The sequence below is a fragment of the Geodermatophilus sp. CPCC 205506 genome (genome assembly GCF_051383635.1).
Classification (GTDB): Bacteria; Actinomycetota; Actinomycetes; order Mycobacteriales; family Geodermatophilaceae; genus Geodermatophilus.
The window spans coordinates 84,351-103,881 of the sequence record NZ_JALPKP010000011.1; the positions used below are offsets into that span (position 1 = coordinate 84,351).

Sequence of the window (19,531 nt, forward strand, 5' to 3'; positions counted from 1 at the left end):
CGAAAAGTCCGTCCCCTCCGTCGATTTCCGCGGAAACCGACGGAGGGGCCCGAGGTCAGGGGGCGGTGAGGTGGCCGGACTCCTGGCGGGTGAGGCGGCCGGCGTCGAGCACCCAGGTCAGCGCCGCCTCGAGCAGCGGGGTGAGGGACGGCGTCCGGCGGCGGTAGCCGAACACCTCCGCCGTCCGCAGGAAGAGCTCGTCCTCGGTCATCCCGGCGCCGGCGCGGCACAGGGCCACCATCGCGTTGCCGACCTCCTGCGGGGCGACGTGCTCCAGCGGCCGGTCGGCGCTGGCCGCCTGGCGCCGGAACGTGTTCCAGCCGTCGCGGTCGACCGTCTCGGGCCAGACGAACTCGCCGTCGAGCGTGGCCGCCGGCAACAGCGCGAGGAGCGCGTCGCGGCGGCCCTCGGTGACGCGGGTGAGGCCGAACGCGCTCGCGGTCAGCCGGGTCAGCCGGTCGCGGTGCACCGGCCCCTCCGCCTTGACCCCGGCGGTGAGCACCCGCTTGACCGTGCGGGCGGCCCGCGGGTCGTCGAGGCTGTCCAGCGCCTTGCGGTCGCCGCCGCTCTTCGGCGCCCAGGGCAGGAAGCGCGCCTCGCCGTCCAGTTCCGGGGCGGCGGGGGCCTTCTTCACCGCCCGCCGGGCGGGCTTCGGCGCGGCCTCGGCCACGACCGGCTCGACCACCCCCGGCTCGACCACCGGCGCCTCCACCACCACGGGGGCGACGGCGCGCAGCGGAGCAACCGCCTTGAGCTCCGGCACCACCCCCGGCTCGCCCGCCGCCTCGACGGCGACGGACTCGGCGGGCGCGGCCTCGACGGCGACGGCCTCGACGGCGGTGGACGAGACCGGCTGCGGAAGGGCCGAAGTGGCCACAATGGCCCCGTCGGGGGCGGGCTCGGGGGCAGAAATGGCCATTTCTGCCCTTCGGGGGGCGCCGGACGCCGCATCGACGGCGGCGACCAGGGTGTCGAGAACCGCGGACCGGTCCCGCAGCCAGGTCGGCAGCCACACCCGCTCGACGGCGGGCCAGCGGAGCATCCCGGACAGGACGTCGACGGGCAGCCCGTCGCGGTCGCCGACCGTCCGCCGCCGCGCCCACGCGGGGCCGTCGAGCAGCACGGCCATCACCGGGGTGTCGGGGGCGTCGGCGCGGGCGACCGAGAGGTCCACCCGGAACTCCGAGAGGCCGACGTCGGTGCGCACGACCAGCCCGCGGTCGCGCAGCGCCGCGGCGATCTCGTCGCGGTGGCGGTCGGGGACGGCGGCCGGGCGGGCGTCGCGCGGCAGCGCGTCGGTGCCCAGCGCGGCCAGGTCGAGGTAGGCCCGCAGGTGCTTGATGCCCACCGACGACGTCTGCTCGGCGCGCAACTGCGACGGGTCGAACGACGAGAAGACGACGACCTGCCGCCGGGCGCGGGTCACCGCGACGTTGAGCCGCCGCTCGCCGCCGACCCGGTTCAGCGGCCCGAAGTTCAGCGGCAGGACGCCCTTGTCGTTGACGCTGAAGCCGGTCGAGAAGAGGACGACGTCGCGCTCGTCGCCCTGCACGTTCTCCAGGTTCTTGACGAACATCCCCTCGCCGTCGGTGCGGTCCAGCGCCTCGACCAGCCGGTCGTCGCCGGCGTCGCGCAGCAGGCCCTCGATGTAGGCCCGCTGCTGGGCGTTGAACGTGATCACGCCGATCGAGGGCAGGACGTCCGGGGAGGCGTCGAACCGGCGACGGATCTCCGCCACCACGGCCTTGGCCTCCATCGGGTTGGTGCGCAGCAGCCGGCCCGCGCCCGAGCGGTGGAAGGTGCCGTTGACCCGCACCAGCGCGATGCCGCGACCGTCGACGTCCGCCGAGGGCCGGCCGTGGGTCGGCGCCGGGAAGGAGGAGAGCCGGTTCTCGTAGTAGTTGGCGTTGCTGAACGCGATCAGCGACTCGTCCTGGCTGCGGTAGTGCCACGACAGCCATTGCCGCGGCACGCGCGCCTGCACGCACTCGGAGAGGATCGACTCCTCGTCCTCCACCGCGGTGCCGAGCAACTCGATCGCGTCGTCCTCGGCCGACCCGGACGACGGCTCGGCGAAGGACGTCGGCGGCATCTGCCGGCTGTCGCCCACGACCACGGCCGCCTTCGCCCGGCCCAGCGCGCCGACCGCGTCGGCCACCCGGATCTGCGAGGCCTCGTCGAAGACGACCAGGTCGAACAGGCCCGCCTCGGCCGGGAAGAACCGCGCCACCGAGTCGGGGCTGACCAGCACGCAGGGCATGACGGCGGTGATCAGCTCGCCGTACTGGGCCAGCAGCCCGCGCACGCCCAGGCCGCGGCGGGACTTCGCCAGCTCCCGCTGCAGCGCGCCCACCTGACCGTCGCCGCCGGCCGCGTCGAACGGCCGGGCCGACAGCACCGAGCCGGGCAGCGCCGTCCGCAGGTGCTCGCGCACCGCGCGGGAGGCCCCGGTGAACCGGCCGATGGCCTTCTGGTGCGCCTCGGCGTCGAAGCCGTCCAGCCCGGAGGCGCCGCGGCGCTCGCCCACCGAGGTCAGCGCGAGGCCGTGCTCGAACGCGCGGACGGCGTCCTCGGCGGGCAGGTCGCCGCTGACCAGCAGCGCCCGCGCCTCGTGCAGTCCGGCGGCGCGCAGCGGCTCCAGGGTGTCGATGAAGTCGGCCCATCGGCGCAGCGACATCAGCCCGGTGTGCTCCACCCCGCGCTCGGGGCGGGTCATCTGCCAGCGCAGCACCAGGCCGTCGTCCCCGGCCCACTCGGCCAGCCGGGCCGCGTCGCTGCTGCACACGCGCAGCAGGGCGGTCACCGCGTCGCGCAGCCGGGCGACGGCCACGCCGGCCGCGGCGTCGGGGCCCGGGCCCTGGACGACGAAGCGCCGCAGCGCGACGGCGAAGTCGCTGGCGCTGTCGACGGCGGCGCCGGCCCGGCGCAGCCAGGCCACCTGCCCGTCGAGCAGGGTCGGCTCGACCAGCGGGTTCCAGGTGCGCGGCACGTCCAGGCCGGGGATGACCGAGGCGCGCCCCACGAGGGTGCCGGCCGCGGACTGCACGCGCCACAGCTGCGCGGTGAGCTCGGCGACGTCCCGGAGCTTGACCTTGACCCCCGGCCGCAGTACCGGCCGGAGCTGGTCGCGGACGGCGCGCAGCCCGCTGCGCCGGGCGAACCAGCGGGCGGCCTGGGCGGTCTGGGCGGCGACGTAGAGGTCGGCCAGCGGCAGCTCCAGCGCGGCGGGGGTGGCCAGCTCCAGGCCGGGGTGGACGGCGGCGGCGAACGCGGCCACCTCGCCGAGCACGGTCGTCGTCGCGTAGGTCCAGCGCTCGGTCGGCACCTCGTCGAGGACGTCGAGCGACGCCGCCGGGCCCGACAGCAGGTGGGCGAGGGAGTCGAGATCCCCGGGCGTGCGCACCTCGCGCAGCGCCCGGGCCAGGTGCGGCTCGGGCGGCAGCGCCCGGATCGCCTCGTCCACCGCGGCCGCGGTCTGCTGCGCGGCGAGCAGGTCGACCCGCGCGGTGTCGACGAAGGCCCACGCGTGCTGCCGCGAGGGCCGGACCAGGTCGGCGAGGTCGGGCAGCAGCGCCACCGCCCGGCGCACCGCGGTCATCGTCTCCTCGGAGGCGGCGGCCACGAACGCCGCGGGCAGCGGCAGCGAGGGGACGCCGTCGCGCACCGCCAGCACCGCCGTCCGGGCCGAGTAGAACGACAGCCCGGCGGCGTTCTGCGCGTGCAGCCGGTCGGCGTAGCGGGCCAGGGTGCGGCGCGCCGCGCGGAGGTCCGCGCTGTCGGCGGCCAGGCCCTGCTCGTCGACGGCGACCGCGTGCTCCAGCGCGGACTTGATCTGGGCGCGCACGACCGCGGTCTTGCTGCCCTTGTCGTGCAGGTCGAGCGCGAACGGGCCCATGCCGACCGCGTCCAGCCGGCGCGCGACGACGTCCAGCGCGGCCCGCTTCTCGGCGACGAACAGGACCCGCTTGCCGTCGGCGACCGCGCGGGTGAGCAGGTTGGTGATGGTCTGCGACTTGCCGGTGCCGGGCGGGCCCTCGAGCACGAAGGTGCGCCCGGCGGCGGCCTCGGCCACCGCGCGCAGCTGCGAGGCGTCGGCCGGCACCGGGCACCGGGTGGCCAGCTCGTCGAGGTCGACCCGGCCGGCGGTGTCCGGCGTCGGGTCGGTGAACGGCGCGGTCGGCTCGTGCACGAGGTGGTGCACCAGCGGGTTGGCCGCGAAGTCGACCCAGTGCTCGTCGAGGTCCTTCCAGAGCCGGTACTTGGCGAACTGGAGGACGGCGAGGTCGGCGGTCGGCTCGACGCGGTGGGGGAGGTCGGCGTCGGCGAGCGCCTGGCGCATGGCCTGCAGGGCGCGGTCGAGGTCGATGCCGGCGCCGTCCTCGGCCGGCTCGGTGAGCCCCGGGACGGACAGGCCGTGCACCTGCCGCAGCTTCTCCAGCAGGCAGTAGTTCGGCGTGCTGGCGCCGGTGTCGTCGAGCGTGAGCCGGTAGACGCCGTTGCGGCTGGTCGGGGTGAGCGCGACCGGGACCAGCACGAGCGGGGAGCGCAGCGGCCGGCCGTCGAGCTCCCACACCAGGCTGCCCAGCGCCAGGTAGAGGTTGTTGGCGCCGGTCTCCTCGCGGACCGTCTTGGCCTTGTAGGCGAGGTTGCGCAGCCGCGGGAGGTAGCCGCCCTCGGTGACGTCGGCGTGCACCGACCGGCGCTCCAGCAGCACCTCGGCGAGCTGCTCGGCGGGCAGCTCGGCGGCGGAGCGCAGCCCGCGCTCGCGGTGGACGGCGGCGATCCGGTCGCTGGGCAGCAGCGAGATCGCCGTCCCGCCGTGCAGCAGGTTCTCCAGCGTCGCTAGCTGCGCGGCCGGGACGGTGAGCGGCAGACCGCCGCGCTCGGTGTAGTTGATCAGCCGGTTGCGGAGGCTCAGGTCGAGCAGGCTGTTCTTCCACTGCTGGACGCGGGGCGGGATGTCGGTGCGGCCCGGGACCGGCGGCGCGGGCACCCGCTCGACCGGCCGGGCGGCGACGCTGTGCACCGCGGGGTGGTACTCGAACAGCTGCACCGCGCCGTCCAGGCCGCGGGTGCGGGCCGGCAGCGGGATGATCCCGTCCCGCCGGGCGCGGTGGACGTCGGTGACGCCGAGGACGCGGTCGAGGTCGCCGGTGAGCCACGGGCTGTAGGCGGCCCGGTGCAGATCGGCCTCGCCGGCGCGTGCGCGGCTGGTGAGCAGCGTCGTCTCGACCAGCCGGATGAGCCCCAGGTCGACGAGGTTGACCAGCGGCGCGACGTCGGTCGTGGCGGCGCTCTCCGCGCCGCGCTCCTCGCGCCAGTAGCCGAGGCAGGCGTGGCCCTCGGCCAGCCACAGCAGCGGCCGGATGCCGGCCTGCTCGAGCGCCGCGGCGAGGACGACGACGGTGTCCAGGCAGGTGCCGACCCGCCCGTCGAGGACGTCGCCGGGGGTGCGCACCTTCTGGCCGACGTCGGCCCAGCTGGCCGGGGGCTCGCTGTAGCGGATGGCGCGGCGCTGCATCGCCTCGGTGAGCGCGGCGACGATCTCATCGACCCGCTCGGGCCCGGACTGGTAGCCCTGCACCGACGCGCTGCCGGTGCGCTCCTCCAGCAGCCGGCTGGCCTCGCCGATCAGCGCGGTGACCGCCGGGTGGTTGGGCATGACGTGCGCGGCGAGCATCTCCATCGCCAGCGGGACCGGTGCGGCCAGCCACTGGTTGGCGGCCAGCACCTGGACCGGGACGGCGGTGCCGCCGACGTCCTCGCCGTCCACCAGCAGGTCGATCTCGATGGACCCGGGCCGCTGCTCCTCGATCTGCAGCATCGCGGCGGGGTCCATCACCAGGTCGACGTCGTTGAGCACCGTCGTCTGGCCGGCGTCGAGGTCCACGAGCAGTTCGACCGGGCTGCCGATCGGGCCCTCCGCGTCCTGGACGCCGAGCCGCACCGTCGCCCCGCGGACGGCGCCGCCGTGGTTGGTGAACGCCAGCCGGCTGACCACCGGGACCCGGTTGTGCGCCAGTGCGTAGCTGAGGACGGGGGTCGAGGTCGCCTGGATCGCCACGGCCGGCCGGGTGCTGGTGTCGGTGGCCCGGAGGTCCGTGGTGCTCATGGCGTCCTGTCTACCGGTCCGGACGGACCGGTCCGGTCAGGCGGACGAAGCGTCTGGGGCGGGTGTGACAGGAGCGGCCGGTCTGACCACGGATCACATCCGCGCCACTTCCGGACGGTCACGACGGGCATCGCCCGTGCCGATGAGGCGACAGCGATACGGGCCGGTTCCGTCCGTGTCGTCCGGTCGGCGCCGCGCCCTCCGTCCCCGTTCGTCCTCGGAGGTCCCCGTGTCCCAGCCCCCCACCTGGCAGCAGCCGACGGCGCCCCTGCCGTCGGCGCCCCAGCCGAAGCCGTTCCTCAAGCGTCCGTGGGTGTGGGGTGTGGCCGCCGCGCTCGTCGTGGGCATCGGGATCGGCAACGCCGGCGCCGGAGCCGGGGAGGCGGAGCCGGCCGAGGCCGCGGCCGCCACGTCGTCGTCGAGCACCGCAGCCGAGTCGACGTCCGCCGCGCCCGCGCCGACCACCACGGTCCCGCCGGCGGCCGTGGTGCCGCCGACGACGCCGCCGCCCGCTCCGACGACCCCGGCCGAGGTGGTCGTGGACTTCGCGATGCCGGACCTGGTCGGCGTCGACCTGCAGACCGCGCAGAACACCGTCCAGACCAACGGGGTCTTCCTCAGCCGCTCGCACGACCTGCTCGGCTCGCGCAACCAGGTGCTCGACTCGAACTGGGTCGTCTGCACGCAGAACATCGCGCCGGGTCAGCGGGTCACCGGTGAGGCCGAGGGGCTGATCGACTTCGGCGTCGTGAAGCGCGAGGAGACCTGCCCCTGACCTCGGCGCCCCGGGGTCAGAGCGTCTTCGGGTAGTACTCGCCCTCGCCGAGGGCGGAGACGTCGGACCCGAAGTCGGAGTCGAACGGCCAGGAGTCCTCCTCGCCCTCCGCCGGACCCTGGGCGAAGCGGCCGAACTCGCCGCCGACCCGCTCGTTGCCCACCAGGGACCACGCCTGCCGCTTGTAGGTCCAGTTGTCCGGCTGGAGGCGGTGGCACTCGCGGAAGTGGGCGACGGCGAGGTCGCGGCGTCCGTCCCGCCACAGGTGGTTCGCCAGCTCGAAGTGGGCGGCGGCCTCCGACGCCGTGGTGGGCCGCGGCTGCGAGCGGGCGACGACCTCCGCCGGGCTCAGCGCGTACTCGCTGGCGGCTCCCTTGGCGACCCAGTCGCGGACGGCGTCCGCGTAGGTGTGCCGGTCCTGCCCGCCGGTCAGCGCCCGTTGCTGGCCGACGGCGCCCTCCGGCCGCGGCGGCGCGGTCCGCGCCCGGGTGGTGCCGGCGAGCGACTGGAGGACGCCGGCCGGGGTGTCGCGGTCTCCCGTCGGCCAGCCGGGCTCGGGCGGGCGCACGATGACGCCGTCCTCGTCGATCCAGACGACGTTGGGGATGTTGACGACGCCGAACAGTGCGTCCATCCGGTGCGTGGGGTCGAGCAGGCACGGGTGCTCCGGCCGCGCCGCCTCGACGTAGGGCCGGGACACCTCAGGGCCGGACAGCTCGAGCGACACGGTCACGACCTCGAGGCCGCGTGGGTGCAGCTCCGCCCGCAGTGCCTGCCACCCGGGCAGGTCGAAGGCGCAGCCCTAGTAGGGCGCCCAGGCGACGAGCAGCACCTTCGACCCGCGCAGCGACGACAGCCGGAACGGCCTGCCGTCGAGGTCGTCGAGCTCCAGCTCCGGTGCCTCGGCGGTGATCAGGGCCCGGTCGCCGAGCGTCTCCGGCCCCAGGGCCCAGAGGCCGGCCGCCTCGTCGCGGACCAGCGCCATCCGCAGCCGCTCGGCCGTGGCGACGAGGTCGAAGCCGGCGGGCCGCCCCAGCGGCACGCAGACCTCGCCCTTGCAGGCGCCCTCCGGCTTGATCTGCCACCCCGTGCCGGCGGTGAACTGCTCCGCGGTGATGTCGAGCGAGTCGAGGATCACGTGCGCACCGTAGGCCGCTCCGGGCGGGTGTGCGTCGTGCGCTGACGCCGGGATCCACCAGCCCGGAACCCGGCGTCAGCGCACTCCCTGCGGCCCCGTGAGAGGTTGCTGCGCATGAGTGGTGCGCAGCGGCGGGACTCGGGACTGGTCGTCGAGGACCGCGGGCACGTCCGCGTGCTCACCCTCGACCGGCCCGAGCGGCGCAACGCCCTGTCGAGCGCGATCCAGGCCGACCTGGTCGAGGAGCTGCTGCGCTGCGCCGAGAGCGGGGATGTCCGCGCGATCGTGCTCACCGGCAACGGCCCCGCGTTCTGCGCCGGGTTCGACCTCAAGGAGATCCGTGAGGGCGACCGCCGAGGCGAGCACTTCCGCCCGCCGATGAACCGGCCCACCCGGTCGCTGTTCGAGGTCGTGACCGAGACGCCGGTCCCGATCGTCGCGGCCGTCAACGGCGCCGCGGTCGCCGGCGGGTTCGAGCTCGCGCTCGCCTGCGACCTGCGCGTCGCGGCCCCCGGGGTCCCGATGGGGCTGCCCGAGGCGAAGATCGGCATGGGCGCCAACTTCGGCTCCGTCGTCCTCCCCAAGCGCATCCCCATGGGCATCGCGCTCGAGCTGCTCTACACCGGCGAGTACGTGACCAGCGAGGTCGCCGAGCGGTGGGGCCTGGTCAACCACCTCGTCCCGGCGGACGAGGTGCTGCCGACGGCGCTGGAGTTGGCGGAGCGGATCGCCGCGAACGCCCCCATCTCGGTCCGCCGGATGAAGGAGACCGCGGTGAAGGCGCTCGAGCTGCCGCTGTGGCAGGCGCTGCGACTCGACGTCGGCCCCAACCCCTACCTCAGCGAGGACCGCAAGGAGGGCATCGCCGCCCGGCTCGAGAAGCGCCCACCGCGGTGGACCGGGCGCTAGGTTCGCGACGACGCCGCATCCACCGCCGAGGACGAGGAGGACGCGCCGTGTCCGATCCGCAGCGGAAGCAGCCGCCCCCACCGCCACCGGGCTACGCGCCGCGCTACGACCCCGGCCAGCAGCCCGGGTACGCCCCGCCGCCTCCGGGCTACGGGCAGCCGCCGTACGCACCCGACGCGATCGGCCAGGCCTCGTACCGCGCCGCCCCGACCGGGTACCAGCCGATGCCGAGCTCTCCGGCCGGCTACGCGAGCCCGGCCGGGCCGACCGGCCGGATGCGCCCGACCGGCATGACGATCCTGCTGTTCTTCGTCACCTTCGGGATCTGGGGTCTCATCTACTACTTCCAGGTGCAGGAGGAGATGCGGCGGCACAGCGGGCAGGGCCTCGGCGGCGTGCTCGCGCTCGTCATCGCGATCGTCTTCGGGATCGTCTCGCCGTTCCTGCTCAGCCACGAGGTCGGGCAGCTGTCGGAGCGGCGCGGGCAGCGGCCGCCGGTCACCGCGCTGACCGCGCTGTGGTTCTTCCCGGGGATCTTCATCCTCGTCGGGCCGTTCATCTGGTTCATCCGGACCAACAACGCCCTCAACGAGTACTGGCGCAGCCTCGGCGTGCGGGAGACCACGCTGGTGTGAGCCCGGCGGTCGCGCGATCCGGCCCGGCCACCACGCATCTCCGCGGACGCTCGTGCTCTGCCCACAGGAGTGGGCAGAGCACGAGCTGCCGCAGGGACATCCGGTCCCGGGGGCTCCGGTGGAGCGACACCGGCGGGGGTGGTGGGGCGAGAGGAGTGGCCGGGACCCGCGAGGCGGTTCGTCGCCGCATCGATGCGGTCCGGTCGCGCGTCCAGCCCGAACGCGAGACGGGACGTCGGTGAGGCTCCGCGGGCCAGGCCCTCCGACGACTCCACGGGAGCGACCATGACCCACCCCGGCCCGGGAACCGACCCCGCCGCCCCGCAGCCCGGCTCCGCTCCGTGGGGCCCGCCGCCCGCAGCCCAGCCGCAGCCGGGTGCCTGGACAACGCCGCAGCCGGGTGCCTGGAACCCGCCCCAGCAGGGCGGCTGGAACCCGCCGCAGCCCGGCGCGCCGGCCCCCGCGACCTCGAAGGCCAAGAAGTGGCTGCGGGTGGGCGTGCCGGTGGCCGTCGCCGGCGTCCTCGGCTTGGGCGGCCTCGGCAGCGTCCTCGGCCTCGGTGACCCCGAGGTGGGCGACTGCGTGCAGATGCAGGGGGACACCAGCTTCGACGTCGTCGACTGCGCGGCCGCCGAGGCCGAGTACCGCATCGTCGGCATCGAGGCCGAGGAGCAGGACTACGCCACCTTCATGGCCGACCCCGACACCTGCGCCGACTTCCTCTCCACCGAGGTCGCCCTGTGGATCGGCGGCCTGGAGACCGAGCCGGGCACGATCTACTGCGCCGAGCCCCGCTGAGCCGACCCGGCCGGTAGCGAGCGGTCCCTCCCCGGCACCGGGGACGGACCGCTCCGGGGTCAGCCCGAGAAGCGCTGCTCCAGCTCCTGCACCTCGGGCAGGCCGATGAGGTCGGTGAACGCGCCGAACGACGGCAGCCCGTCCAGCGAGGGGACGCCGTCGGCCTTGAGCGAGGCCAGCAGTGAGCGGATCCCCGCGGTCGCGGCCAGCAGCGTGCCGATCGGGTAGATCACCAGCGAGAACCCCAGCTCGGTCATCCGCTCCAGCGACAGCGGGGGAGTGCGCCCGCCCTCGGCCCAGTTGAACACCAGCGGGGCGACGCCGGCGAGCTCCGTCGCCACCCGCTCGATGTCGGCCTCCGACGTCGGCGCCTCGACGAAGAGCAGGTCGGCGCCGGCCTCGGCGTAGGCCCGCGCGCGGGACAGCGCCTCGTCCAGCCCGTGGGTCGCCACCGCGTCGGTGCGGGCGATGAGCACGAGGTCCGGGTCGCGCCGCGCGGCCGCGGCGGCCCGCACCTTGCCGACCATCTCCTCGGCCTCGATCAGCACCTTGCCGCTCATGTGCCCGCACTTCTTGGGCATCACCTGGTCCTCGAGTTGGATGCCCGCGATCCCGGCCTGCTCGTACAGCTGCACCGTGCGGACGACGTTGATGGCGTTGCCGTAGCCGGTGTCGGCGTCGGCGATCACCGGGACGTCGACCGCGGCGGCGATCCGGCGGGCGTTGTCCACCATCTCCGACCCGGTCAGCAGCCCGACGTCGGGCCGGCCGATCAGCGACGCCGTCGTCCCGAAGCCGGTCATGTAGACGACGTCGAAGCCGGCCTGCTCCACGAGCCGGGCCGAGAGCGCGTCGTACGCACCGGGGGCGATCAGCGGCTGGGGCGTCGCCAGCAGCTCGCGCAGCCGGGACCGCGGTGCCCGCCCGTTGCCCAACAGGTTCCCCACGCCGGCCTCCTCATGACGGAACGCGATCGGTTGTATGCAGTCGTCGTGATTTCCTGCCGAGCGTTGCCCCTGGCGACGCTCCACCCCTGGGTTTGCACACAATCTCTGGGGAGGTGTGACGGCTGACACGCTCGCTGACCTCCGCCGAACGGGCCCTCACCACCCTGCGCGACATGATCATGGGTGGCGAGCTGCGCCCCGGTGCCCGCCTGGGCGAGGTGGAGCTCGCCGACCGCCTCGGGGTCAGCCGGACGCCGGTGCGCGAGGCCTTGTCCCGGCTGGCCGCCGAGGGGCTGGTCGAGGTGGTGCCCAACCGCGGCGCCCGGGTCGCGCGGTGGACCGTCGCCGAGCTCGAGGGCGTCTTCGACCTGCGCTCCAGCCTCGAACCGCAGCTCACCGCATACGCCGTCCCGAACGCCGGCCCGGCCGACGTCGAGGAGCTGGACGCGCTGGCCACCCGCATGCACGAGGTGGGCAGCCCCGGTCCGCACCAGGACCTGCACGCGCTGGTCCCGCTCAACCGCGCGTTCCACGACCGGCTGGTCGCCCTCGCCGCGCACCCCACGCTGGCCACCGCGCTGGCCGCCGCCATCCACCCGCCGATCGTGCGGCGCAACTTCCTCACCTACGACGAGGCGTCGCTGCGCCGCAGCCTGGGCCACCACAGCGAGATCGTCGCCGCCGTCCGCGCGGGCGACCCCGAGTGGGCCCGCGCCGTCATGACCTCGCACATCGCCAACGCCCGGGCCGTCATGGTCCGGGCGGCACGACTGCAAGCGGCCGGAGAAGAGGAGACCCCATGAGTTACCGGCTCGGCGTCGACGTCGGGGGCACGTTCACCGACGTCCTCCTCGTCGACGAGGACAGCGGCGCCACCTGGCGGGCCAAGACCGCCTCGACCCCCGCCGACCAGGCCGTCGGCGTGCTCCACGGCATCGAACGGGTGTGCGCCGACGCCGGCATCGAGATGCGCGAGGTCGCGCAGGTGCTGCACGGCACCACGGTGGCGACCAACGCGATCCTCGAGGGCAAGGGCGCCACCGTCGGGTTGGTGACCACCCGGGGCTTCCGCCAGGTGCTGCAGATCGCCCGCAGCTTCGTCCCCGGCGGGCTGGCCGGCTGGATCATCTGGCCCAAGCCCGAGCCCCTGGCCGACCTGGAGAACACCGTCGAGGTCGACGAGCGGATCGCCAGCGACGGGTCGGTGGTCCGCCCGCTGGACGAGGACGACGTGCGCCGGCAGCTGGAGCAGCTGCGGGGGCAGAACATCCAGGCGCTGGCGGTCAGCCTGATCAACTCCTTCGCCGACCCCGCGCACGAGAAGCGGATCGGCGAGCTCGCGGGCGAGGTGCTGCCCGGCGTCCCGGTGTCGCTGTCCAGCGACGTCCTGCCCGAGATGCGCGAGTACGAGCGGACGCTCACCACCGTCGCCAACGGCTACGTCCAGCCGCAGGTCGCGCGGTACGTCGAGCACCTGTCCGACGGGCTGGCCTCCGGCGGGGTGGCCGGGGAGCTGTCGATCCTGCGCAGCGACGGCGGCCTGCAGTCGGCGCGCGCCGCGGTCGACGCACCGGTGACGATGCTGCTGTCCGGGCCGGCCGGCGGCGTCACCGGCGCGGTGTGGGTGGCCGAGCAGTGCGGGCACCGCGACCTCATCACCTTCGACATGGGCGGCACCTCGACCGACGTCGCCCTCGTCCGCGACCTGACCCCGCGGATCGGCCGGGAGACCAAGGTCGGCGACCTGGCGGTGCGGGCCTCGAGCGTCGACGTCCGGACCGTGGGCGCCGGCGGCGGCTCGATCGCGCACGTCCCGCAGCTGACCCGGCGCGCTGCGGGTCGGGCCGCAGTCGGCCGGCGCCGATCCCGGCCCGGCGGCCTACGGCAAGGGCGGCGTCGAGCCGACGGTCACCGACGCCAACGTCGTCCTCGGCTACCTGCCCTCGTCCCTGGCCGGCGGCGAGATCAGCCTGGACGCCGAGGCCTCCCGCGCCGCGGTGAGCAAGGTGGCCGAGGCCATCGGGCTGGAGTCCCCGGAGGTCGCGGCCGCCGGGATCGTCGACATCGTCAACGAGAACATGCTCGGCGGGCTGCGGCTGGTCTCGGTGCAGCAGGGCTTCGACCCGCGGGACTTCGCCCTCGTCGCCTTCGGAGGGGCCGGCCCGCTGCACGCCAACGCGCTCGGCCGGCTCACCGGCGCGTGGCCGGTGATCATCCCGCCCGGGCCGGGGCTGCTCTGCGCGCTGGGTGACGCCACCACCAGCCGGCGGGACGAGTCCGCCCGCACGGTGCTGCGCCGCTTCGGCCAGCTGACCGGTGCCGAGCTGGCGCAGATCCTGCGCGAGCTCGCCGACGAGGCCGGCGAGCGGCTGGCCGCCCAGGGCCTGGCCCGGGAGGACCAGACGGTCGGCTTCCAGGTCGACGTCCGCTACCACGGGCAGGGCTTCGAGATCCCGGTCGAGGTGGACCCCGCCTGGCTGGACGACGGCGGGGCGGGGAGGGGCGGCGCGGGCGCGCTGGCCGAGCTGGGGCGCGCCTTCGACGCCGAGCACGACCGGCTGTTCTCCTTCCTGCTCGACGTCGACCACGAGCTGGTCAACGCCCGCGCGACGGTGACCGGCCCGAAGCCCGACGTCGCCCCGGTGCACCTCGAGGCCGGCGACGGCGACCCGGCCGGCGCGCTGGTGACCGAGCACCCGGTCCACGTCGGCGGTGAGCGGGTGACCGCCGGCGTCTACGACCGCGGCCGGCTGCGCGCCGGGGACGTCGTCCCCGGGCCGGCGATCGTCACCGAGATGGACTCCACGACCCTCGTCCTGCCCGGGCACCGCGCGACCGTGCACCCGTCGGGCAGCCTGCTGATCACCCCCTCGGAGGGCTGAGCGACATGGCCACCATCGTCGAGACCGCGACCGGCACGGTCGAGAAGACCGGCGTCGACCCGGTGACCCTCGACCTCATCGAGAACGGGCTGCGCAACGCCCGCTACGAGATGGACGAGGTGCTCTTCCGCACCGCGCTGTCCCCGGGCATCCGCGAGCAGCACGCGAGTTCCCGCTGATCGGCGACCCCGAGGGGAAGATGGTCGTCGGCCAGTTCGGCCTGTCCATCCCCGACTTCCTCGAGGGCTTCGCCGGCACCATCGAGGAGGGCGACGTCCTGCTGACGTCGGACCCGTACGCCTGCGGGGCCGCGATCAGCCACGCCAACGACTGGCTGCTGGTCATGCCGATCTTCCACGAGGGCCGGGTCGTGGGCTGGGCGTCGATGTTCGGGCACATGTCCGACGTCGGCGGGAAGACGCCGTCGTCCATGCCCACCGACGCGCGCACCATCTACGAGGAGGGCGTGGTCATCCCGCCCTTCAAGCTCTACCGCGCGGGGCAGCTCAACGACGACGCGCTGCGGATCATCCTCAACCAGGTCCGCATGCCCGACTGGAACCGCGCCGACCTCAACGGCCTGGTCGCGGCCTGCCGCACCGCCTCGCGCCGGGTGGTCGAGATGTGCCAGCGGTTCGGGACGGCGACCTACCTCTCGGCTCTCGACGCGCTGCTGAAGCGCAACTACGACGCCATGAAGGTGCTGCTGCAGATGGTGTTCGAGGAGGGCCGCACCCTCTCCTTCACCGACTACATCTGCGACGACGGCGTGGGCAACGGCCCGTACGAGCTGAAGCTGTCGCTGACCCGCACCGGGGAGAAGGTGCACCTGGACTTCACCGGCTCCTCGCCGCAGGCGACCGGGCCGATCAACTACTACATCAACGAGAACCTGACCCGGATGTTCTTCGGGATCTACATGATCACCGTCGCCGACCCGCAGATCCTGTGGAACGACGGCTTCTACCCGCTGGTCGACGTCACGATCCCGGACGGCTCGTACTGGAAGCCGAAGCACCCGGCCGCGCTCAACGGCCGCAACCACGGCATCGGGCGGGTGTTCGACCTGTTCGGCGGGCTGCTCGGGCAGACCAACCCGGCGCTGCTCAACGCCGCCGGGTTCTCCTCCTCGCCGCACTTCATGTACTCCGGGCACTACTCCGGCGGCGAGCGGAAGGGCGAGTGGTTCCAGCTCTACTCGATCGGCTTCGGCGGCATCCCCGGTCGCCCGCTCGGCGACGGGCCCGACGGCCACTCGCTGTGGCCGTCGTTCGTCAACATCCCCTGCGAGTTCCTCGAGTCGTACTACCCGCTGCGGATCGAGACGTGGGAGACCGTGGCCGACACCGGGGGCGCCGGTCTGCACCGCGGCGGCAACGGGGTCGACGTCGCCTACGTCTTCGAGGAGCCGGGCGAGATCGCGATCCACGACGACCGCTGGCTCACCTATCCGTGGGGGGTCAACGGCGGGCGGCCCGGCGCCCGCGGCCGCAAGTGGATCGACCGGGCCGGCGGCACCCGCGAGATGTTGCCGTCCAAGTGTCACGGGGTGCCGGTGGCACCGGGCGACGTCCTGCACTTCGTGACGTGGGGCGGTGGCGGCTGGGGCGACCCGCTCGAGCGCGACGCCGAGCTGGTGGCGACCGAGGTGCGCCGCGGCCTGGTCACCCAGGAGGGCGCCCGCGGCTACGGCGTCGTCGTGTGCGACGGCGGAGAGGTGGACGCCGAGGCGACGGAGACACTGCGCGACCAGCTGCGCGCCGACCGGCCGGCCGAGCTGCCGGTGTTCGACATGGGCCCGCCGATCGACGAGCTGCTCGCGCGGTGCGAGGAGGAGACCGGGCTGCCCGCACCCGAGCGCCCCGTCTGGGCGGCCGGGTGAGCGAGCCCGAACCGGCGCCCGGCCCGCACGGGTCGGCGTTCTCCGGCCGGGTCGGCTGGGGACGCCGCCCGGCGGTGCTGGTCATCGACCTGTGCCGGGCCTACACCGAGCCCGGCGGGCCGTTCGCCCTGCCCGATCCCGCGCCGGCCGTCGAGGCGGCGTCCGCCCTGGTGACGGCGGCCCGGGCCGGTGGCCACCCGGTGCTGTGGACGGCGGTCCGCTACGCCCGCGGGCTGGCCGACGGCGGGTTGTTCGTGCGCAAGGTGCCGGCGCTGGCCGCGTTCGCCGAGGACGCGCCGGGGGAGTGGGGCCGGCTCACGCTGGAGCCGGCGGCGGGCGAGCCGGTGGTGGTCAAGCAGTACGCGTCGGCCTTCTTCGGCACCGCGCTCGCCCCCACGCTGATCGGGCTGGGCGTCGACACGCTGGTGGTCGCCGGGGTGTCGACGTCGGGCTGCGTGCGGGCCACCGCGATGGACGCGCTCAACAGCGGCTTCCGCCCGCAGGTGGTCCGCCAGGCGTGCGCCGACCGGACGCCGGCGCTGCACGACAGCAACCTCGCCGACCTCGACGCGAAGTACGCCGACGTCGTCGACCTCACCCAGGCCCTGGCCCACCTGCGGTCGAGCGCGTAGTCCGCGGGGCCGCGCCGTCGCCGTCTCCCGGGGCGGGGCGCTGTCCCTGGTTCTCTGACTGCCCTGATGGGCCACCGGACGGGCGACTGCCAGGGGCCGGTGCCGCCGCGCGGCGCTCCGGATCCCGGGAGTGGGCGGCCAGGTGACCGGTGATGCTGTCGGCGTCCAGTGACTCCCGCATGAGCCGCAGCGCGTCCTTCCACTCCGCCCGGTCCATGCCGACGTGGATGCCGGTGTCGGCGATCGCCTGCAGGACCGCGCGGGCGTCGGCACCGCGCGACCCGCCCGCGGCCTGCGCCTCGCCCTCCCGGCGCGCTTCCACCCGGAGCGCGTGCAACCAGCGGTCGACCGACTCGACCTCCTCGGGGTGGGCTCGGCAGGTCACCCGGAGCGTGAGCATCAGGTCGGCGTCGGCCACCAGCGAGGGCCCGTCGTCGTCACGTGCACCCGTGAGGGCGTCCCAGAGCGGGTAGGTGCGGTAGAGCAGCGTCAGGAGGGGGAGCGGGTACCCGAAGAAGGTCCGGGGCCGCTCGGTGGCGAGCAGCGAGACGAGCGCCCAGCGTTCGATGCGCGTCCGGAGCCCGCTCCTGCGCTCCTCGGACACCCCGGTCCCCGGGAACGCCCGGATGGCGTCCACCTGCTCGGCGAACCTCCTGGCGAGGCCGCGGTCGCACGCTCGCCAGTCCGCGTGGTGCTGCTCCCACGTCGACACCGTCGGCCGCGGCCCGGCCAGACCCCGGGCACGAGCCACACTGCGGGACCTCTGCAGCGCCCGCTCGAGCGGCTCGGTGCGGCAGTCGGTGAGGTAGCGGCGCAGGGCCTCGTACCGGGTCCGGAAGTCCCCGGAGAGCTCGAGCCCACCGAGGGTGCGCAGCCGGTGCCACAGGAACAGGCCGGCCACCACGGCGACGCCCACACCGGCCCACACGAAGACCGTCGGCCCTGCGCCCTCCCACCTACCGGCGATCGCCCCCCACACCTCGACGAACACCGGGGCGACCGCGAGGCCGAGCGCCACGGCCAGCGCCCAGAGCGAGATGTTGTCCGTGACACGGACACGGCGTTCGTCGAAGGCCAGCGTGACGCTGTGCAGGATGCCCTCGTAGGCCTCTCGCGCCCGCTGCGCGCGGCCGCAGGTGTCGTCGACGACCCCCTTGGTCGTGGCGACGTACCCGCTCTGGGAGACCGAGCTGCGGAGGGGTTGCCGGTCCGGGACGGGAACCTCGGTGAACTCGCGGTCGAAGTCGTCGACGAGCGCGGCGACGGTGTCCTCGAACGTGGCGGTCAGGCGCGCGGCCTCGGTGCGCACCTCCTCGAGGTCGGCCACCCCCTGGAGGAGGACCTGGTGGATGAGGTCGACCTGCCGGTGGATCTTGGTCAGCTGGCTCCCGCGCGCGGTCGGGAACTCCATGGACAGCTGGTCCCACAGCCGGTTGCCGGTGTCGGCGACGTACTGGTACGAGTCCGCGAGCGCTCCCCGGGTGTTCGCGTCCGTGCTCACGTCGTAGAGGTCGGCGGCCGCGCGCCCCTCGATGTCACTCATGCCGTAGATGAACCGGCGGACGGCCTCCTCCTGCTCGGCACCTGCCTCGGGCCGCTGGGGGACGACGACGTAGCGCGGTACGCCGGGATCGGGGACGTACCGGCGCAGGACGTACAGCTGCGATCCGCTCGGCCACTGCTCGATGACGCCGGCCGCCGTCGTGCTGGCCGAGGGCGAGGCCTGCAGCAGCGCCCGGCTGGCGTTCTCCACCGCGCCCTGGTCCGCTCTCCGGCGCACACCCACCATGTCGTCGCCCCGCACGACCCAGAACCGCGGTGGCGGGTAGGGCAGGTTGCTCCCGGCGAAGACGCTCATCCGCAACGGGGTGAAGGCGTCCTGCAGTTGCTTCTCGAAGGTGTCCCGCGCCGCCCGCATGGCCTCGCGGACGTCGGACGTCGAGGTCCAGCGGGTGTCCGCCCTCTCCGCGGGGGCGTGCCGGAGGCTGGCGGGCGGTGCCGTCCAGAGGGACAGCGTGGCAACGAGCCAGAACCGGCGCAGCCGGCTCCGGAACCGCAGGTCCAGGCACGCGTGCGGCAGGAGGTCGCGATCTGCGCCGGTCAGCCGCCGGACCTGCTCGCCGGAGACGTACAGGCGGCAGGCGTACAGGTTCAGCAGGGCGCCGAGCAGGGCCGCGTCCCCCTCGTCCGGGAGGTCGCACAACCGGCCGCAGGCCTGCAGTCCGCGGACCGCGCGGTCGAGTGCGAGCCCGCCGTCGGTGCCGGTGAGCCACGGGCCGCGGGTCGTCTCGTCGTCGTCGACCGGCTCGAGGTGGTCGGGGAAACGACGCCGGAAGTCGGCCACCTGCCGGTGCGCCTTCTCGGCGACCGGGCCGCGCGCGTCGGCGAGCTCCTTCTCGGCCTGCCGGAGTGCGGGCTGCGGGAGCAGCCAGCCGTCGAGGCTCGGTCCTCTGGCATCGTCGTCGGGCGGGGTCTCGTCCGGGCGCTCGGGTGCTCCGAGGAGGTGGCGCAGGAAGCGCTCGTGACGCTTCCAGGGCTGCTGGGCCTCCTGCTCGGTCACGAGCGGACCCCACAACACGGACATGACGTCGGCCAGCACGAGGAGCTCGGCCTCGGTGCCGGGCACCAGGCCGCGTGCGCCGTCCATGCCACTGGTGCTCATCGAAGTCACCTCCGCAGCTGCCGTGCCCGCCCACGGTCCTCGGCGCCGCGGGACACGTACACCCCCCGTCGAACGTCCGGTTCCGGAACTCCACCGGAGTCCGGAGCGTCGTGACCGCAGCCGCACCGTGACGGACTGTCCGCGTGGGCAGAGGATCAG

Annotated in this window: 12 protein-coding genes and 3 pseudogenes; 11 read left to right on the forward strand and 4 right to left on the reverse strand. The window is 74.5% G+C overall.

The genetic code is table 11. The annotated features are described in order from the left end of the window. Nucleotides 1–55 precede the first annotated feature (55 nt). Nucleotides 56–6,112 carry a DUF4011 domain-containing protein gene (locus MY520_RS08615; RefSeq protein ID WP_436691674.1) on the reverse strand — a complete coding sequence of 2,019 codons (6,057 nt, stop codon included), beginning with the start codon at nt 6,110–6,112 and terminating at the stop codon, nt 56–58. A gap of 229 nt (nt 6,113–6,341) precedes the next feature. Here MY520_RS08615 and MY520_RS08620 point away from each other — a divergent pair, with 229 nt between their 5' ends. Then, nucleotides 6,342–6,887, forward strand: a complete 546-nt coding sequence (locus tag MY520_RS08620) for a hypothetical protein (protein WP_436691675.1) — start codon at nt 6,342–6,344, stop codon at nt 6,885–6,887. Between the two features lie 16 nt (nt 6,888–6,903). Here the strand turns inward: MY520_RS08620 and MY520_RS08625 are convergent. After that, a pseudogene (locus tag MY520_RS08625) lies at nt 6,904–8,025 on the reverse strand (ResA-like WAxxUGC motif-containing protein). 114 nt (nt 8,026–8,139) lie between these two features. Here MY520_RS08625 and MY520_RS08630 point away from each other — a divergent pair. From MY520_RS08630 to MY520_RS08640, 3 genes are all read left to right on the forward strand, one after another. Next, complete coding sequence (locus tag MY520_RS08630; RefSeq protein WP_436691676.1) at nt 8,140–8,934, forward strand: enoyl-CoA hydratase/isomerase family protein; 795 nt, start codon at nt 8,140–8,142, stop codon at nt 8,932–8,934. Nucleotides 8,935–8,981: 47 nt separating this feature from the next. Continuing rightward, nucleotides 8,982–9,569 (forward strand): DUF4234 domain-containing protein, encoded by a 588-nt coding sequence (locus tag MY520_RS08635; RefSeq protein ID WP_436691677.1) that lies wholly within the window; start codon nt 8,982–8,984, stop codon nt 9,567–9,569. Between the two features lie 285 nt (nt 9,570–9,854). Beyond that, on the forward strand, nt 9,855–10,367 hold the full coding sequence (locus MY520_RS08640) for an LppU/SCO3897 family protein (protein ID WP_436691678.1): 513 nt from the start codon (nt 9,855–9,857) through the stop codon (nt 10,365–10,367). A gap of 59 nt (nt 10,368–10,426) precedes the next feature. On the opposite strand, the gene MY520_RS08645 is transcribed toward MY520_RS08640, so the two are convergent. Continuing rightward, complete coding sequence (locus MY520_RS08645; RefSeq protein ID WP_436691679.1) at nt 10,427–11,314, reverse strand: isocitrate lyase/PEP mutase family protein; 888 nt, start codon at nt 11,312–11,314, stop codon at nt 10,427–10,429. Nucleotides 11,315–11,448: 134 nt separating this feature from the next. On the opposite strand from MY520_RS08645, the gene MY520_RS08650 reads away from it, so the two are divergent. The 7 genes and pseudogenes from MY520_RS08650 to MY520_RS08680 all read left to right on the forward strand — a co-directional run bounded on the left by MY520_RS08650 (nt 11,449) and on the right by MY520_RS08680 (nt 16,710). Beyond that, the gene (locus MY520_RS08650; RefSeq protein ID WP_436691706.1) at nt 11,449–12,117 is read left to right on the forward strand and encodes a GntR family transcriptional regulator; all 669 of its coding nucleotides are present in this window, start codon (nt 11,449–11,451) and stop codon (nt 12,115–12,117) included. Then, nucleotides 12,114–13,076: pseudogene (locus tag MY520_RS08655) on the forward strand (hydantoinase/oxoprolinase N-terminal domain-containing protein); the annotation flags it as partial. The gene MY520_RS08650 and the pseudogene MY520_RS08655, both read left to right, overlap by 4 nt. A 70-nt stretch (nt 13,077–13,146) precedes the next feature. Further along, nucleotides 13,147–13,512 (forward strand): annotated as a pseudogene (locus MY520_RS08660) (hydantoinase/oxoprolinase family protein); the annotation flags it as partial. Between the two features lie 9 nt (nt 13,513–13,521). Then, complete coding sequence (locus tag MY520_RS08665) at nt 13,522–14,196, forward strand: hypothetical protein (protein ID WP_436691680.1); 675 nt, start codon at nt 13,522–13,524, stop codon at nt 14,194–14,196. A 5-nt stretch (nt 14,197–14,201) separates the two neighbouring features. Continuing rightward, nucleotides 14,202–14,375 (forward strand): hypothetical protein, encoded by a 174-nt coding sequence (locus MY520_RS08670; RefSeq protein WP_436691681.1) that lies wholly within the window; start codon nt 14,202–14,204, stop codon nt 14,373–14,375. A 20-nt stretch (nt 14,376–14,395) separates the two neighbouring features. Beyond that, nucleotides 14,396–16,078, forward strand: coding sequence for a hydantoinase B/oxoprolinase family protein (locus MY520_RS08675; protein WP_436691682.1), 1,683 nt, complete (start codon nt 14,396–14,398; stop codon nt 16,076–16,078). Next, nucleotides 16,075–16,710: an isochorismatase family protein gene (locus tag MY520_RS08680; RefSeq protein WP_436691683.1), complete on the forward strand. Its 636-nt coding sequence runs from the start codon at nt 16,075–16,077 to the stop codon at nt 16,708–16,710. Before MY520_RS08675 ends, MY520_RS08680 begins: the two co-directional genes overlap by 4 nt. Here MY520_RS08680 and MY520_RS08685 read toward each other — a convergent pair. Continuing rightward, nucleotides 16,673–19,372, reverse strand: coding sequence for a hypothetical protein (locus MY520_RS08685; RefSeq protein ID WP_436691684.1), 2,700 nt, complete (start codon nt 19,370–19,372; stop codon nt 16,673–16,675). The genes MY520_RS08680 and MY520_RS08685 overlap by 38 nt on opposite strands. Nucleotides 19,373–19,531: the final 159 nt, after the last annotated feature.

Excerpts from the sequence above, each read along its gene's own strand:
- MY520_RS08640 (WP_436691678.1), top strand. The coding sequence starts at position 9,855 with ATGACCCACCCCGGCCCGGGAACCGACCCCGCCGCCCCGCAGCCCGGC.
- MY520_RS08670 (WP_436691681.1), top strand. The coding sequence starts at position 14,202 with ATGGCCACCATCGTCGAGACCGCGACCGGCACGGTCGAGAAGACCGGC.
- MY520_RS08615 (WP_436691674.1), bottom strand. The coding sequence starts at position 6,112 with ATGAGCACCACGGACCTCCGGGCCACCGACACCAGCACCCGGCCGGCC.
- MY520_RS08630 (WP_436691676.1), top strand. The coding sequence starts at position 8,140 with ATGAGTGGTGCGCAGCGGCGGGACTCGGGACTGGTCGTCGAGGACCGC.
- MY520_RS08675 (WP_436691682.1), top strand. The coding sequence starts at position 14,396 with ATGGTCGTCGGCCAGTTCGGCCTGTCCATCCCCGACTTCCTCGAGGGC.
- MY520_RS08685 (WP_436691684.1), bottom strand. The coding sequence starts at position 19,372 with ATGAGCACCAGTGGCATGGACGGCGCACGCGGCCTGGTGCCCGGCACC.